At 61.2% G+C, this 15665-nt stretch carries 12 protein-coding genes and 3 tRNA genes; all 15 read right to left on the bottom strand.

Annotated features, from left to right (window positions below):
- Position 1 precedes the first annotated feature (1 nt).
- A complete protein-coding gene (locus AB4N64_RS15390; RefSeq protein ID WP_460116721.1) occupies positions 2–541 on the bottom strand; it encodes a (2Fe-2S)-binding protein in 540 nt (179 codons plus the stop codon).
- Positions 534–3365, bottom strand: a complete 2832-nt coding sequence (locus tag AB4N64_RS15395) for a xanthine dehydrogenase family protein molybdopterin-binding subunit (RefSeq protein WP_460116723.1) — start codon at positions 3363–3365, stop codon at positions 534–536. The genes AB4N64_RS15390 and AB4N64_RS15395 overlap by 8 nt, the downstream gene beginning before the upstream one ends.
- A gap of 339 nt (positions 3366–3704) precedes the next feature.
- Positions 3705–6122: a TonB-dependent siderophore receptor gene (locus AB4N64_RS15400; RefSeq protein ID WP_460116724.1), complete on the bottom strand. Its 2418-nt coding sequence runs from the start codon at positions 6120–6122 to the stop codon at positions 3705–3707.
- A gap of 66 nt (positions 6123–6188) precedes the next feature.
- The gene (locus tag AB4N64_RS15405) at positions 6189–7133 is read right to left on the bottom strand and encodes a FecR domain-containing protein (RefSeq protein WP_460116726.1); all 945 of its coding nucleotides are present in this window, start codon (positions 7131–7133) and stop codon (positions 6189–6191) included.
- Positions 7130–7633: a sigma-70 family RNA polymerase sigma factor gene (locus AB4N64_RS15410; RefSeq protein ID WP_460116728.1), complete on the bottom strand. Its 504-nt coding sequence runs from the start codon at positions 7631–7633 to the stop codon at positions 7130–7132. The genes AB4N64_RS15405 and AB4N64_RS15410 overlap by 4 nt, the downstream gene beginning before the upstream one ends.
- Before the next feature lie 248 nt (positions 7634–7881).
- Positions 7882–7958, bottom strand: a tRNA-Asp gene (locus tag AB4N64_RS15415).
- 92 nt (positions 7959–8050) lie between these two features.
- Positions 8051–8127, bottom strand: a tRNA-Asp gene (locus AB4N64_RS15420).
- A gap of 53 nt (positions 8128–8180) precedes the next feature.
- A tRNA-Val gene (locus AB4N64_RS15425) sits at positions 8181–8256 on the bottom strand.
- Positions 8257–8438: 182 nt separating this feature from the next.
- Positions 8439–9215, bottom strand: coding sequence for an SDR family oxidoreductase (locus tag AB4N64_RS15430; protein WP_460116729.1), 777 nt, complete (start codon positions 9213–9215; stop codon positions 8439–8441).
- Positions 9212–10423 (bottom strand): O-succinylhomoserine sulfhydrylase, encoded by a 1212-nt coding sequence (locus AB4N64_RS15435; protein ID WP_460116731.1) that lies wholly within the window; start codon positions 10421–10423, stop codon positions 9212–9214. The genes AB4N64_RS15430 and AB4N64_RS15435 overlap by 4 nt, the downstream gene beginning before the upstream one ends.
- A 63-nt stretch (positions 10424–10486) precedes the next feature.
- Positions 10487–11992, bottom strand: a complete 1506-nt coding sequence (gene purF / locus AB4N64_RS15440) for an amidophosphoribosyltransferase (protein ID WP_368553716.1) — start codon at positions 11990–11992, stop codon at positions 10487–10489.
- A 41-nt stretch (positions 11993–12033) separates the two neighbouring features.
- Entirely contained in the window at positions 12034–12594 is a 561-nt protein-coding gene (locus AB4N64_RS15445; protein WP_460116733.1) for a CvpA family protein, read from the bottom strand.
- Between the two features lie 99 nt (positions 12595–12693).
- Positions 12694–13359, bottom strand: a complete 666-nt coding sequence (locus AB4N64_RS15450) for an SPOR domain-containing protein (RefSeq protein WP_460116735.1) — start codon at positions 13357–13359, stop codon at positions 12694–12696.
- On the bottom strand, positions 13343–14650 hold the full coding sequence (folC, locus tag AB4N64_RS15455) for a bifunctional tetrahydrofolate synthase/dihydrofolate synthase (RefSeq protein ID WP_460116737.1): 1308 nt from the start codon (positions 14648–14650) through the stop codon (positions 13343–13345). Before folC ends, AB4N64_RS15450 begins: the two co-directional genes overlap by 17 nt.
- Entirely contained in the window at positions 14647–15567 is a 921-nt protein-coding gene (accD, locus tag AB4N64_RS15460) for an acetyl-CoA carboxylase, carboxyltransferase subunit beta (protein WP_460116738.1), read from the bottom strand. The genes folC and accD overlap by 4 nt, the downstream gene beginning before the upstream one ends.
- Between the last annotated feature and the right edge of the window lie 98 nt (positions 15568–15665).

The raw sequence follows: 15665 nt of genomic DNA on the forward strand, positions 1-15665 counted from the left end.
CTTAACCCTCCTTGACCAGACCGAGATCGGTTAAAACGTTGCGCGTCGCGTTGTAGTAACGCACGTACCCGGTGCAACGGCAGATGTGATGACCGAGGCTGTCCTCGATGACTTTCTCCAGTTGGCTCTTGACCGTTGGCTGGCGCTGCAGCTTCTCCACCAGCACTGTCGCCGCGTTGACGAAACCGGGAGCGCAATAACTGCACTGGAAGGCGAATTCGTCCACGAAACGCTGCTGGACAGGGTTCAGCTCGGTGACCTTGCCCTGCTCGTCGCGGGTCGCGTGGCCTTCGATGGTCCGCACCTTCTTGCCTTCGAAGTAATGCGCGCCGGTGATGCAGGTGCGCACTTCCTCGCTGGTGCCGTCGGGGTTGTCGACGATCACCACGCAGGCGTGGCAAATGCCCTGGCCACAGCCCAGGCGCGAGCCGGTGAGGTTCTTGTATTCGTGCAGGTAATCGATCATCGGCAGGTCATCAGGGATGTCCACCGGGCCGACGGATTGACCGTTGAGGGTCAGTTGAAGCGGACGGTTAGCCATTGAGGGCCTCCTTGATGCGTGCAGAAGTGATAGGCAGGTCGCGAACCCGCTTGCCGATGGCGTGGGCAACGGCGTTACCGATGGCACCGACCACAGGGATCATGACGACCTCGGCGATACCCTTGGACGGATCGCTTGGCGACAGCGGTGGCAGGATCTCCGCCGTCTGCTTCCATACCGCGACGTGGCGTGCCATCGGCAGGCGGTAGCGGTTGAAGTTCCAGTCCCCCTCCCCCGGCCCGCCTTCGTACAACGGCATCTCTTCCATCAGCGCATGGCCGATGCCCATGGCCGTACCGCCTTCGATCTGCCCCTTGACCAGCTCCGGCACCAGCACACGACCACACTCGACCCACGAATGGTGGTTTAGCACCTGGACTTCGGCTGACCCCTTGTTCACTTTCAACTCCACCAGCGTGGCAACCGGGCTGTAGTACGTCACCGCCGCGTTGTTCAGTTGCGTGTCCGGGTAGTGCACGTTCTGGCGGTCGAGCAAGTGGAAACCGGCGCTATTCATCTGCGCCTTCTTCGCTGCCGGCGCGCCGTCGCCGTACTTGACCGCCATACCGTCGAGCGGCAGGCGCTCGCGAACGCCGTCAATGCTGAACTCCGCCTCGGCCCAACTCCAGCGGTTGAAACCGTGCACCGTGGCGCCCGTCACCAGTCCGCGCTCGTGGGCACGTTTGGCCAGTACCTCGAACGGCAGCGGTTCCATACCGTTGGCGGTGAGTTTGCCGTCGACCCAATGGGCGTCCTCGCGACGCACGACATACGGGTTGGCCTGGCCGCCGTAAGGACCTTGTCGCCAGATTTCCAGCGCAGCCGGCCACAAGCCGTGGTTGAACAGCACACGCGCCGCTTCACGGGTGGCGTGACTGAAGTAGTAGGCGGAGTTGGTCGCCGATGAGGCCGAGGCGAGCTTGCCGACCCAGCGTGGATTGCGCAGCAGACTGTCCTGCTCGGCCTGGCTCATGATGTAAGGGTTGCCGCCGGTGACCAGTTGCATCTCCTTCCACTCGGTTTCGCCGGTCTTCACTTCGTGCGCCGGGTTACCGAGGAAGTCGGCGACCACCATGGCTTGTGAAGTGGACATGCCGGTACCGATCTCGATGCCGATGTGGCGCAGGCTGATGCGTCCCTCAGCGGTGAACTCGATACTGGCCATCGGCGCTTCGGAACCTGTGCCGAAGTCTTTCTGGCAGATCGCAAAACCGACGCCGTACCAGTTATCCGGGTCGGCGGCTTCGCGCTGTTGCTTGATCGCGTCGCGGTTTTTCCAGACCTCGTGGGCGGCAGCCTTGTCGAGGATTTCGTGCAAGCGCAAGGCCCCCGCAGGAACCGCGCCCTGGGTGTTCTTCATGCCCGAGCGCAAAGCGTTCTTGCGGCGCAGTTCAATGGCGTCGATGCCGAGACGGCCGGCAATTTCGTCAACCATCATTTCGGTGGACGCCATGCTTTGCAGGGTGCCATAGCCACGCATCGACCCGGCCTCGACGGCGCGGGAATGGTAGGCAGTGACCTGCAGGTCGTTCTGCGGCATGTAGTAGATCGACTGCGCTGCGGTGGCGCCAACCGCCGCCACCGATGGGCTGTAGTTGACCCGGCCACCGCCGTCGACGCTCATCTCGGCGCGGAAAATCTTGAAGCTATGATCGGTCTTGTCCACCGCCAACTGATAGCGGATGTCGAACGGGTGGCGCTTGATGCCGCTCTGGAACTGCTCGTAGCGATCGTTGGCCAAGCGCACCGGCACACCCGCGCCATACAGCGCGGCGAGGGCCGCGTAGTAGACGAAAATGTTGTGGTCCTTGGAGCCGTAGCCGACCGTGTAGCCAGGGTGCATGTTCAGGTTGGCCAGGCCGAAACGCGACGGCGTGATCATTTTCGCGGTCTCGGTGGCGGTTTCCAGCGGGCATTGGGTGGCGACCACAAAATGCAGGGTCTTGGTGGCCGGGTCGTACCAACCGTTGCCGTTGTCCGGCTCCATCGCGGCAGGTTCGATCGATGGGGTCTTGTAACGCTCGTCGAACACCAGCCAGTTGTCCGGTGGCGTGTCGATCTGCTGCTTCATGCGTTCGGCGTAAAACAGTCCGCGCTCGGTCAGGTCGCCATGCAGGTTCGGTTGGGAATTCCACACCGGGCGGCGATTGCGCAGCATCGGGAACAGGATCGAATCCTTGAGGCTGGCGAATTCGTCTTCGTCCGCTGACGTTGCACCACCCACACGCACGTAACGGAAGCTGCCGTACGGATCGCCTTCGTAGAACGGCACCTGGGCGCCGTAACGGATGGCCTTGTCGTTGAACTTGAGCTTGGCCTTGGCCTGGCGGAAACGTTCGAAATCGTTCCAGATCAGGATCGCCACCGGGTGACCGATGAACATCGGCACCTTGCCCGTCGGCAGCAGTGGATCGGGCGCGTGCTCTTCCGGAAAGACGATGCCGTCCTTGACGAGGTCGTCGGCAGTGACAATACGGTCGGGCTGCAACTCGGTGCCGAGCCACGACAGGTCGTAACCGTCGTAGATGCGATCGGCCTTGATGGTTTTCAGAAGCATGGCGTGGCCTTGCTGCTGCGGCCAGCCCGGCATGTCCTTGGCGCGGATATCACGGGCAAACACTTTACTGCCGCAGACCTTGGACAAGGCATCATTTCGGGCGCGCGCCTTGCCGTTGCTGCCGAGCCATTGCTCGGACGGCACGGTCACGCTGTTTTCCATCAGGGCCGCCAGAGCCTTACTGCTGAGAGGCGTAAGCGTGACGCTCACGCCCGCCACCAGCCCGCCCTGAAGGAACGAGCGCCGGGAAATATCACGGTTGGACATGGATCATCCTCTGGGCGGTTGTGGATCCGCCCTTTTGGTTATGTTCTGGGAATCTCGGGTCGTGCAGGCGCCCTCCTGACGAAGCAGAGGGTCGATAGACAGTGCAAAGCTGACCGAAAGGTTAACTTTATAGGCTTATGCACTTTTAGAAAACAGCTTGATACGAAAAATCTGACCAAAGAATCAGAAATTTGCTGAGAGGGAGTGTTTTGAGGACGGTGGGGAATTTAAGTCCGCTCCTACAGGGTTTTGTGTCATCCACACATTTTGTGATCGACTACGCCCCCCTGTAGGAGTGGACTTGTCCGCGATAACGTCAGCTCGAACGATACAAATCCATCAGAAATCTACGGTCGCCGACAGCAAATAAGTCCGCGGCGTAGACAAGGTCAACCCCGGTTCGCTGTCATCCGAAGCCCCGGCCGAACTCCAATACCGCTTATCCGCCACGTTCTCGACATTGGCCCGCAGTGTGATGTGCTTGTCTTCAACCTTGAAGGCATAACGCGCGCCCACGTCGAACCGCTCCCAGGAATCGATTTCCTTGACGTTGGACTGGTCCAGGTATTGCGAGCTGGAATAGATGCCACGACTGGTCAACGTCAGGCCCTCGAGGTTCGGTACGTCCCATTCGGCCCCCAGATTGACGTTGTATTTGGGCGTGGCCGGCGCACGGTTACCGTCGAAGGTGCCGTTGGTGGTGTGGGTCAACTCGCTGTCGATGTACATCACTCCGCCGAGCAGGCGGAATCCCTTGAGCGGCTCACCGAACACACTCAACTCCACACCATCGTTCTGGCGCTTGCCGTTGGGCCCGAAGACCCGAGTGGTGGCATTGGTCTCGTAGGCCGGTTGCTTGATGCGGAATACCGCAGCGGTGACCGCAAACGGGCCGGCATCGTATTTGGCGCCGACCTCGACCTGGCGGCTGACAAATGGCGGGAAAATCTCGTCTTCGTTGATCGAAGTCGACGGTGCGATCTTGCCCTGGCTCAGGCCTTCCATGTAGTTGGCGTACAAGGACAGCTTGTCGGTGGCCTTGAACAGAATCCCGCCCGACGGTGAAACCTTTTCCTCGTCATAGGCGGTGTCACCTTTGACATCGTCAGACCAGTCGTCAACTTTCACCCGCTGCCACCGGGCACCCAGGGTCAGCAACAAACGATCATCGAAGAAGCCCAGCGTGTCGGACAACGCCACGCCGCTGAAGCGGTTCTCGGTGTAGACCTTCGAATCGAGTCGCGTCGGCCGTACAGGCGTCGGTGTCACCACCGGGTTATAGAGATTGCTGTTGCCCGAGGCATAGCGAGCGCCGCCGTTTTCGAAGTCCATGTAGAAATAGCTGGCCGCCAGGTTCACCTCATGGCTTACGGCACCGGTGTGGAACCAGTTGCGCACTCCGGCTGTGGCAGTGCGAACATTTTCGTCACGGGTGAAGTCACGCGGCTGAACGGTAAAATCGCCCCGGTTGTTGGTCACCGAAACCGCATGCCGGAGGAAATCATGGTGACTCTCGCGTGCCCCGACAGCGCCATAGAGCATCACGGAATCGCTGACATCGAATTCGCCGGTCACCGTACCAAAGGTGTCATTGGTGCTGGCCTTGCTCCAGGGCTGCGCATAGTTGTGGCGCACATCGTTGGCACTCGGGACCTGCGCATTGACCCCGATCTGCACCCGCTCCTGCGGCGCATCGGTATCACGCTCGGTACGCCCGATGTCGGTCGCCAGTCGCAGGCGCTCACCGCGAAAATCCAGGCCGAGCACGGCCATTTCGCGATCGACATTCTGGTTGTCCCATTCGGTGTCGCCCGATTGCTTCACGCCGTTGAAACGCAGGCCGAACTTGTTGTCCTCGCCGAAGCGCCGGCCGATATCCACAGCACCACCGACCTGGCTGTCGGACGCATAGTTGCCGGTGAATGACGTGATGGGTTTGTCAGTCGCACGCTTGGGCTCGACGTTGATCCCTCCCCCCACTGCACCGCGCGGCGAGATGCCATTGATAAGCTGGCTCGGGCCTTTGATGATGTCGACGCGATCCGCCATCTCCATGTCGATCGAATAGGTCGGCAGCACGCCGTAAAGCCCGTTGTAGGCAACATCGCTGTTGAACAGGCTGAAGCCGCGAATGGTGAACTGCTCGTAACGCCCGCCCGCCGGGTTGGTGGCGCGCACTGAAGGATCAGTGGAAATCAGGTCACCCAAGGTCCGCGCCTGGGTATTCTTGACCACCTCACTGGTGTAAGTGGTCATGCTGAAGGGCGTTTCCATGAAGTCCCTGGAGCCCAGCAAACCTTGCGACCCGCGACGCGCGACCTGGCCACCGGCGAACACCTCGCCCTGCGCGCCATCCGCGGCCCCGAGAATCGAGGTCGGCGCCAGTTGCAGGCTGCTGCCGTCGGGTGCGGGCGTGAGAATGTAGGCTTGCTCACCCACCGGTTGCAGTTGCAGGCCGGAACCCTGCAACAGCCGGGCGAAGCCCTCCTCTACAGCGTATTCACCCGAAAGGCCGGTGCTGTTGCGACCACTCACCAGCGCCGGGTCTACCGAAAGGTTGACGCCCGCCAAGCCGGCGAAACGGGTCAGCGCATTGCCCAGGCTCCCGGCCGGCACCTGATATTGACGGCGGGCGCCGTCTTCAGCCCAGCTTGGAGCAACAAACAATGGACTGGCACTCAAGCCCAGCATCAGGGTCAGGTGCAACAACGGACGCAGACGGGGAGAAACCGGGCGCGGATAACAGGTTGCAGGCATCGCAATTGCTCTCTTGATCATTCACATGCCTTGAATGACCAGCGAGCCTGCAAAAGGGGACAGGCTTTACACACTATTTTTACGCGGCAGCAAGGTGACCCAATAACGGGTACGCGAATGCACCTCCAACGGCAGGCTGGCGGCGAGCAACGCGAGGACACGATCGGTGTCGTCCAACAGGAAACTGCCGGTCACCCGCAGCTTTTCCAGCTCCGGATCCCAACGCAGGATGCCGGACCGATACAGGCCGAGCTCGCGAAGGAAATCCCCCAGCGGCTGGTTGTTCGCCATCAGCACGCCTTCGCGCCAGCCCGGCACCAGCGGGTCGAATGGCGCAATTGCTCCGGCGCCCGCCGCTTGCAGGCTGACCTGCTGACCGGCGCGCAAGACCCGTACCGGCCCTTGCAAAGGCTGCAACTGCACAGAACCGTCGAATACAGAGACCCGGCATCCGCGCACGTCCTGACGCACACAGACCTCGCCCTGACTGACGATCACGCTGCCAAATCGAGTCTGGATCGTCATCGACACCGAACCCGGCGCTTTCAGCGACATCTCACCTTCGATCAATTTCACCCGGCGCGCCTGCACATCCACGTCGACGGCGCTGGCGGTATTGAGTTGCAGGGAACTGCCATCGGCCAATTGCACTTTCCTGCGCTCACCGGTGGCGGTGTGCAGGTCGGCACGCCAGACGTCCAGCGGGAGTTGCCGACTGATCAGCCAGGCCGCCGGCACCAATGCCACTGCACCCAGCGCGCGCTTGAGCACCACACGTCGTCCGGGGTCAGGACGATCCAGGCTGCTCATCGCCAGCGCGGGCGGCAAGTCGGCGAAACGCTGGCGCAACGCTTGAGCCTTCTGCCAGGCGTGCTCGTGAGTGGAATGAGCATCGCGCCAGCGCTGCAGGTTCGCCCGGTCCTGCTCATTGGCCCCGCCCGATTCCAACAACGCGAGCCATTGTGCGGCAGCTCGCACGGCCTGACGCGGATCCACCGCCTGGCTGTTCACAGGTCCACCAGCAGGCAATGTTCATAGGCTTGCGCCATGTAGCGCTTGATGGTGCGCTCGGACACCTGCAAACGCTCGGCGATCTGCTGATAGCTCAAGCCTTCGAGCTGGCTCCACAGAAATGCCCGGCGCACCGCCCTCGGCAAGCCATCAAGCAATTCATCCAGCGCTTGCAAGGTTTCCAGCAGCAGCCAGCGCTGCTCGGGGGATGGTGCGCACTCTTCAGGGAGCGATGCCAGTGCGGCCAAATAGGCCTGCTCGAGGCTGCGACGCTGGTAGAAATTGCTCAGCAGGCGTTTGCCCACGGTCAGCAGATAGGCCCTGGGCTCCTGCAGGTCGGCGATGCGCTGCGAGCTGGCGAGCACGCGCAGGAAGGTATCCTGGCTCAGGTCGGCCGCATCACAACCGTTACCCAGGCGCCTGCTCAGCCAGCTTTCCAGCCAGCCGCGATGATCGCGGTACAGGTCGTGAAGGGTTAGCTCCTGCAGCACATCACTCATCTCAAGAAGCCCCGGGGGTTTCGCAAATGAGAGTGATTCTAATTAATGTCAGTGCGCCGTACCAAGCCCTTTATGCAGCGGATACGCATAAAATCGCACGGAGAAGGAAAAAGGGGCATAAAAGTCGAATTTCAGACACAAAAACCCCCGGTCTTTCGACCAGGGTCTTTGCTATCGGTCCGAAGTAAACGCTGATGAATCAGCGGCCTTCGTAGCATCAAGGCGTTCAGTGGTCCTTGAAGCAGATATGGCGCAGCGGACGGGACTCGAACCCGCGACCCCCGGCGTGACAGGCCGGTATTCTAACCGACTGAACTACCGCTGCGTATCGCTGTGGACTTGCGTCCATCAAACTCGTTTGATTGAAAGCTTCGGTGCTTTTCAACCGCGAACCGGAAAAATCCGATTCGTAAAATATGGCGCAGCGGACGGGACTCGAACCCGCGACCCCCGGCGTGACAGGCCGGTATTCTAACCGACTGAACTACCGCTGCGCGTCGGTGGAGGCTTTTCAGCTTCCATCTTGCTTTCGCAAGACTCTCGGGAGTGGTGGGTGATGACGGGATCGAACCGCCGACATTCTGCTTGTAAGGCAGACGCTCTCCCAGCTGAGCTAATCACCCGTTTGCATCTCCGAGGCCGCGAAATTTACGCAGGTGGCGAACCTAAGTCAATAGCAGGATTGGAGTTTTTTTCAAAAACAGCTAAAAGCGCCAAGCTACAAGCTGCAAGCAAAAGCCAGTGCGAGGTGAAGCTGGGATGTCGATCGTGCTTGAACTTGCAGCTTGAAGCTTGAAGCTGCCCCTCATTGCTCATAGACCATCTTCTTGCTCATCCCGCCATCCACCACAAACTCCTGGCCCGTGACGAAACCGGCATTTCTGGACAGCAGCCAGGCCACCATCGCCGCCACGTCTTCCACTGTCCCTACCCTGCCCGCCGGATGCTGCGCATGGTCGGCATCCGTCAGCGGTTCAGCCCGGCGCACCGCAGCGTCACGGGTATCGATCCAGCCAGGGCTGACGGCATTGACGCGAATCTCCGGCCCCAGGCTGATCGCCAGCGCATGCGTCAGCGCGAGCAGGCCGCCCTTGCTGGCCGCATAGGCTTCGGTGTCAGGCTCCGACTGCCGTGCACGGGTCGAGGCCAGGTTGACGATCGCACCACTGTGGGCACGCAGGTAGGGCGCACAGTGCTTGGCCAGCAGCATCGGCCCGCTCAAGTTCACCGCAAGCACCCGATTCCAATGCGCCAGATCGAGACTTTCCAGCGTAATGTTGTGCGGATCGGCCACCGCCGCATTGCACACCAGCGCATCCAGGCGTCCGAACTGCCCCAACACTTCGGCCACACCCAAGGCCACCTGCGACTCGTTAGCGACGTCCATGGCGATGAAGCAGGCGTTTTCGCCGAGCACCTTCGCCACTTTCGTCCCGCGATCGCGGTCCAGGTCCGTCAGCACTACCTGCCAGCCCTCACTGATCAGCCAGGCGGCAATTCCCAGGCCGATCCCCCGCGCAGCACCAGTCACCAGTGCTACGCGACCCATGGATGCCATGGTCAACGAAGACAACTCGATCACAAGGCAGCCAACCCACGAGCCAGGTCGGCTTGCAGGTCAGCCACGTCTTCCAGCCCCACCGCCACGCGGATCAGACTGTCACGAATACCCGCCGCCTCACGCTCCTGAGGCGCCAGGCGACCATGGGAGGTGGTGCTCGGGTGGGTGATGGTCGTCTTGCTGTCGCCAAGGTTGGCGGTGATCGAAATCAAACGGGTCGCATCGATAAACCGCCATGCGCCCTCTTTGCCGCCCTTGACCTCGAAACTCACCACGGCGCCGAACCCCTTCTGCTGACGCCGGGCCAGTTCGTGTTGCGGGTGGCTTTTGAGGCCCGCGTAATGAACCTTCTCGATACCGTCCTGCTGCTCCAGCCACTCGGCCAGCGCCTGGGCATTGGCACAGTGCGCCTTCATGCGCAGGCCCAGGGTCTCCAGGCCCTTGAGGAAAATCCAGGCGTTGAACGGACTCAACGAAGGACCGGCGGTACGCAGGAAACCCACCACTTCCTTCATCTGTTCGCTGCGACCGGCCACGACGCCGCCCATGCAACGGCCCTGGCCATCGATGAACTTGGTCGCCGAGTGCACGACGATGTCTGCACCGAGCTTCAGCGGTTGCTGCAAGGCGGGCGTGCAGAAGCAGTTGTCGACCACCAGCATCGCGCCTTTGGCATGGGCGATCCTCGCCAGCTCGGCAATATCCACCAACTCGGCCAGCGGATTGGACGGCGACTCGACGAACAGCAACCGGGTGTTGGCCTTGATCGCCGCGTCCCAACCGGACAGGTCCGCCAGGGGCACGTAATCGACCTCGATGCCAAAACGCTTGAAGTATTTCTCGAACAGGCTGATGGTCGAGCCGAACACGCTGCGCGACACCAGTACATGGTCGCCGGCGCTGCACAGACTCATCACCACCGCCATGATCGCGGCCATGCCGGTAGAAGTCGCCACAGCCTGCTCGGCGCTTTCCAGGGCGGCAATGCGCTCTTCGAACGCACGCACGGTCGGGTTGGTGTAACGCGAGTAGACGTTGCCCGGCACTTCCCCGGCAAAGCGTGCGGCCGCGTCGGCGGCCGTACGAAATACATAGCTGGAAGTGAAAAACATCGGATCACCGTGTTCGCCTTCCGGCGTGCGGTGCTGACCGGCACGTACCGCCAGGGTATCGAACGCTACGCCTTCGAGGTCGCTGTCCAACCGACCGGCATCCCAATCCTGACTCATGCTGTCACTCCTTGCCTTGCTCTTCAGTAGATACAAAACCGGCCCCTCAGGGCCGGTTGAAACTCAGTTGTTGTACAGGTCGATGATCGCGCTGACCGCCTGGGTCTTGACCTTAGAGGCATCGTTACGTGCCTGCTCGATCTTGTCCAGGTAAGCCTCGTCCACATCGCCTGTGACGTACTGGCCATCAAACACCGCGCAATCGAACTTGTCGATCTTGATCTTGCCGCCACCGACCGCTTCAATCAAGTCAGGCAAGTCCTGATAGATCAGCCAGTCGGCACCGATCAGGTCGGCCACGTCCTGAGTCGAACGATTATGGGCGATCAGCTCGTGGGCGCTCGGCATGTCGATGCCGTACACATTAGGGAAGCGCACAGCCGGGGCCGCGGAGCAGAAGTAGACGTTTTTCGCGCCGGCTTCACGGGCCATCTGGATGATCTGCTTGCACGTGGTGCCGCGAACGATGGAGTCGTCCACCAGCATTACGTTCTTGCCGCGGAATTCCAGCTCGATGGCGTTGAGCTTCTGGCGTACGGATTTTTTCCGCGCAGCCTGGCCAGGCATGATGAACGTGCGACCGATGTAGCGGTTCTTCACGAAACCTTCGCGGAACTTCACACCCAAGTGGTTCGCCAGCTCCAGCGCCGCGGTGCGGCTGGTGTCCGGGATCGGGATCACGACATCGATGTCGTGCTCAGGACGCTCGCGCAGGATTTTCTCGGCGAGCTTCTCACCCATGCGCAGACGGGCCTTGTACACCGACACGCCGTCGATGATCGAGTCCGGACGCGCCAGATAGACGTGTTCGAAGATGCACGGAGTCAGGGATGGGTTGGTCGCGCACTGACGGGTGTGCAGCTTGCCATCTTCAGTGATGTAAACCGCTTCGCCCGGGGCCAGGTCGCGAATCAGAGTGAAACCGAGCACGTCCAGGGACACGCTTTCGGAAGCGATCATGTACTCGACGCCTTCGTCGGTGTGACGCTGGCCGAACACGATCGGGCGAATGCCGTGCGGGTCACGGAAACCGACAATACCGTAGCCGGTGATCATCGCCACAACGGCATAACCACCCACGCAACGGTTGTGCACGTCGGTCACGGCGGCGAACACGTCTTCTTCGGTCGGCTGCAACTTGCCGCGCTGGGCCAGTTCGTGGGCGAACACGTTAAGCAGCACTTCCGAGTCGGAACTGGTGTTGACGTGGCGCAGGTCCGATTCGTAGATCTCCTTGGCCAACTGTTCAACGTTGGTCAGGTTACCGTTGTGCGCCAGGGTGATCCCGTAAGGCGAGTTGACGTAGAACGGCTGGGCTTCGGCCGACGTCGAGCTGCCCGCGGTGGGGTAACGCACATGGCCAATACCCATGTGGCCCACCAGGCGCTGCATGTGACGCTGCTGGAACACGTCACGCACCAGGCCGTTGTCCTTGCGCAGGAATAACCGGCCGTCATGGCTGGTCACGATACCGGCAGCGTCCTGGCCGCGGTGCTGGAGCACGGTTAGCGCGTCATACAGCGCCTGATTGACGTTCGACTTACCGACGATACCGACGATGCCACACATGCGAAGCAACCCCTACTTTATGGAACTGGATTGAACACAACTCACTGGGGCGTTTTGGCCGTCGGCAAGAGGTGCTCCTTGAACGGTATTTCAGCGGGTACGCTGATACCGCTGGCAAGCCACTGACTGCTCCACCCGAGAATCAGGTTTTTGGACCAGTCTGCAACCAATAGAAATTTTGGCACGAGCTGGGACTGCTGCCACCACCCGTCCTGCTGTACCGGCCCCAGGCTCAACAGCCCGACCGCCACGACCACCAGCAACACGCCACGCGCGGCGCCGAAGGCCATGCCGAGAAATCGATCGGTCCCGGACAGGCCGGTGACGCGAACCAATTCGCCGATAAGATAATTGATCATTGCGCCTACGATCAGCGTGGCGACAAACATGATTGCGCAGCCCGCGATCACGCGAGCCGATGGCGTTTCGATGTATCCGGCGAGGTACTCGGACAATGCACCACCGAACATCCAGGCGACGACCCCTGCGATGATCCAGGTCACCAGCGATAATGCTTCCTTGACGAAGCCGCGCCTCAAACTGATCAAAGCGGAGATGGCGATGATTGCAACGATCGCCCAGTCAACCCAGGTAAATGGCACAGTGCAGCCTACAGACGGATAAGGCGGCGCATTTTAGCAGAGCCCATGCGTGTCGGTAAGCTGCGATTGTCAGTGCATTTCAAATCGGGCTGATAGTTTTTACCCGCGTTCAGGCTGGAAGCGCACGACAAAACCCTTGAGGTTCTGCTGGCGATTCAACAAGTCACGCAGACGATCGGCTTCGGCACGCTCGATCAGCGGTCCGACAAACACGCGATTTTTGCCATCAGAGGAGCGGATATAGGCGTTGTAGCCCTGGCTGCGCAGGGTCTTTTGCAGATTTTCCGCGCTGGCACGGTTCGACAGGCTGGCCAGTTGTACCGACCAGCTCACCGACAGGCCATTGGCATCAACACGGCTTTGCGTGGTGTCGGGCTTGGGTACGGCACCAATCGGCTGGCTCGGCGCTGTGGTTGGCTTGTTGACCGGCACGGGCGCAGGCGCAGCAGGCGCGACGGGTTTTGCGGCGGGTGCAGGCGAGACCGGTGCAGTCGGCGCCACCGGCGTCGAGGATTCTTCAGTCTGGGCGATTTCGTCATCACCTGGCACCGGCTCTTGCGGCAAGGCTTGCGGCTCCGGCACCACGACGGGCTCAACCTGCACCGGTGGCACTGAAGGCGCCTGCGGCGCAGCCGGGGCTTCGACCGTCAACTGGCGCTGTTCATCCTGCCGAGAAAACAGCATTGGCAGGAAAATCACCGCCAGGGCCACCAGCACCAAAGCGCCAACCATGCGCTGTTTGTAGGCCTTATCCAGCAATGCCATTTGCCGCTTCCTCCGTGGAGCGCCGAGTCAGCCACTCAAGGGCCTCGGCGACACAATAAAATGATCCGAACAACAAAATCTCATCGTCGCTCGTTGCCAGTGCACATTGGCCTTCCAGCGCCGCCGACACGCTGTCGAAGGATGTTACCGAGGCACCCCGCGCGAGCAAGGCCTCGTGCAAATCGGCAACCGGCCGCGTCCGGGTCGAATCCAGCGGCGCGACGGCCCAATGCTGGACACTAGCACCCAACTCGCCAATAACACCATCCAGATCCTTGTCCGCCAGCAACCCGAACACCGCCAGGCGCTTGCCGAGCGGTGGCCGACTTGCCAGCCGCCCGGCCAGATACTCGGCGGCATGCGGGTTATGTCCCACATCCAGCAGCAGGTTCAGGCGCTTGCCTTGCCAATTGAACGAGCGGCGATCCAGGCGACCGACCACCCGCGTAGCGCTTAGGGCATCGACAATCTGCCCCCGCTCCCATGGCAAGCCGAGCAGCTGATAGGCCTGCAACGCCAGCGCGGCATTTTCCATCGGCAGGTCGAGCAGCGGCAGGTCATGCAGCTCGACCACCTGCCCCCGAGCGTCAACGCCGCGCCATTGCCAGCCGTTATCGGTCACACCGAGGTCAAAATCACGCCCTCGCAGGAAAAACGGGCAAGCCAGCTCGCGCGCTTTATCCAGCAAAGGTTGAGGAGGATTCAGGTCGCCGCAGAGCGCAGGCGCGCCCTGGCGGAAGATGCCGGCTTTTTCGAACGCCACGGATTCGCGGGTGTTGCCCAGGTAATCGGCGTGATCCACGCCGATGCTGGTCACCAGCGCCATGTCCGCATCCACCACGTTGACCGTGTCCAGACGCCCGCCCAGGCCAACTTCGAGCACGACAGCATCGAGGCCGGATCGCTGGAACAGCCAGAAGGCGGCCAGCGTACCCATTTCGAAATAGGTCAGGGAAGTGTCGCCACGGCCCGCCTCCACGGCTGCAAAGGCTTCGCACAGCTCGGCGTCACTGGCTTCGACACCGTTGACCTGCACCCGCTCGTTGTAACGCAGCAGATGCGGAGAATTGTAGACGCCGACTTTCAACCCCTGCGCCCGCAGCAACGAAGCCACGAACGCACAGGTAGAACCCTTGCCGTTGGTGCCGGTCACCGTGATCACCCGAGGCGCCGGCTTGCCCAGCCCCATGCGGGACGCTACCTGTTGCGAGCGCTCAAGGCCCATGTCGATGGCCGAAGGGTGCAACTGCTCAAGGTAGGCGAGCCATTCGCCAAGGGTGCGCTGGGTCATAGGTTGGCAGGTACCGGCGGAACGACAATCGGCTCAACGGGTGCGGCGACGAATTTCGGCGTCGGTTTGCCGGTCAGTTGCGCCAGCAGGTTGCCCAGACGTGGACGCAGCTCCTGACGGTGAACGATCATGTCGATTGCGCCGTGCTCCAGCAGGAACTCGCTGCGCTGGAAGCCTTCCGGCAGTTTTTCGCGAACCGTTTGCTCGATCACGCGCGGACCGGCGAAGCCGATCAGAGCTTTGGGCTCACCGACGATCACGTCGCCGAGCATCGCCAGGCTGGCGGAAACGCCGCCGTAGACCGGGTCGGTCAAGACGGAGATGAACGGGATGCCCTCTTCACGCAGACGCGCCAGCACCGCAGAGGTCTTGGCCATTTGCATCAGGGAAATTAGGGCTTCCTGCATCCGCGCACCACCGGAGGCGGCGAAGCAGATCATCGGGCATTTGTTTTCAAGGGCGTAGTTGGCGGCGCGAACAAAGCGCTCGCCGACAATGGCCCCCATCGAACCACCCATGAAGGAGAACTCGAACGCCGAAACCACGACTGGCATGCCCAGCAAGGTGCCGCTCATGGAGACCAGTGCGTCTTTCTCGCCGGTCTGCTTCTGCGCTGCCGTCAGGCGGTCCTTGTACTTCTTGCCGTCGCGGAACTTCAGGCGATCGACCGGCTCCAGGTCCGCACCCAACTCGTTACGGCCTTCCGGATCAAGGAAAATATCGATGCGGGCGCGGGCGCCAATACGCATGTGGTGGTTGCACTTGGGGCAAACATCCAGGGTTTTTTCCAGCTCCGGCCGATACAGCACCGCCTCGCAAGAGGGGCATTTGTGCCACAAACCCTCAGGCACCGAGCTCTTCTTGACCTCGGAACGCATGATCGAAGGGATCAGTTTGTCTACTAACCAGTTGCTCATGCTTTCTTTCTCCAGTACCGACGGCCCGAACGCTCTGGTTCGCGGTCCCGCGTATGCCTTTAAGCTAAATTCATGTGTGTGGCGATGATCATCGAGTG

It is taken from the genome of Pseudomonas sp. S2_C03 (assembly GCF_054668405.1).

Coding starts and splice junctions, on each gene's coding strand:
- AB4N64_RS15450 (WP_460116735.1), bottom strand. CDS start 13,359: ATGGCATTGCTGGATAAGGCCTACAAACAGCGCATGGTTGGCGCTTTG.
- AB4N64_RS15395 (WP_460116723.1), bottom strand. CDS start 3,365: ATGTCCAACCGTGATATTTCCCGGCGCTCGTTCCTTCAGGGCGGGCTG.
- AB4N64_RS15435 (WP_460116731.1), bottom strand. CDS start 10,423: ATGAGTCAGGATTGGGATGCCGGTCGGTTGGACAGCGACCTCGAAGGC.
- folC (WP_460116737.1), bottom strand. CDS start 14,650: ATGACCCAGCGCACCCTTGGCGAATGGCTCGCCTACCTTGAGCAGTTG.
- accD (WP_460116738.1), bottom strand. CDS start 15,567: ATGAGCAACTGGTTAGTAGACAAACTGATCCCTTCGATCATGCGTTCC.
- purF (WP_368553716.1), bottom strand. CDS start 11,992: ATGTGTGGCATCGTCGGTATCGTCGGTAAGTCGAACGTCAATCAGGCG.
- AB4N64_RS15390 (WP_460116721.1), bottom strand. CDS start 541: ATGGCTAACCGTCCGCTTCAACTGACCCTCAACGGTCAATCCGTCGGC.
- AB4N64_RS15400 (WP_460116724.1), bottom strand. CDS start 6,122: ATGCCTGCAACCTGTTATCCGCGCCCGGTTTCTCCCCGTCTGCGTCCG.
- AB4N64_RS15410 (WP_460116728.1), bottom strand. CDS start 7,633: ATGAGTGATGTGCTGCAGGAGCTAACCCTTCACGACCTGTACCGCGAT.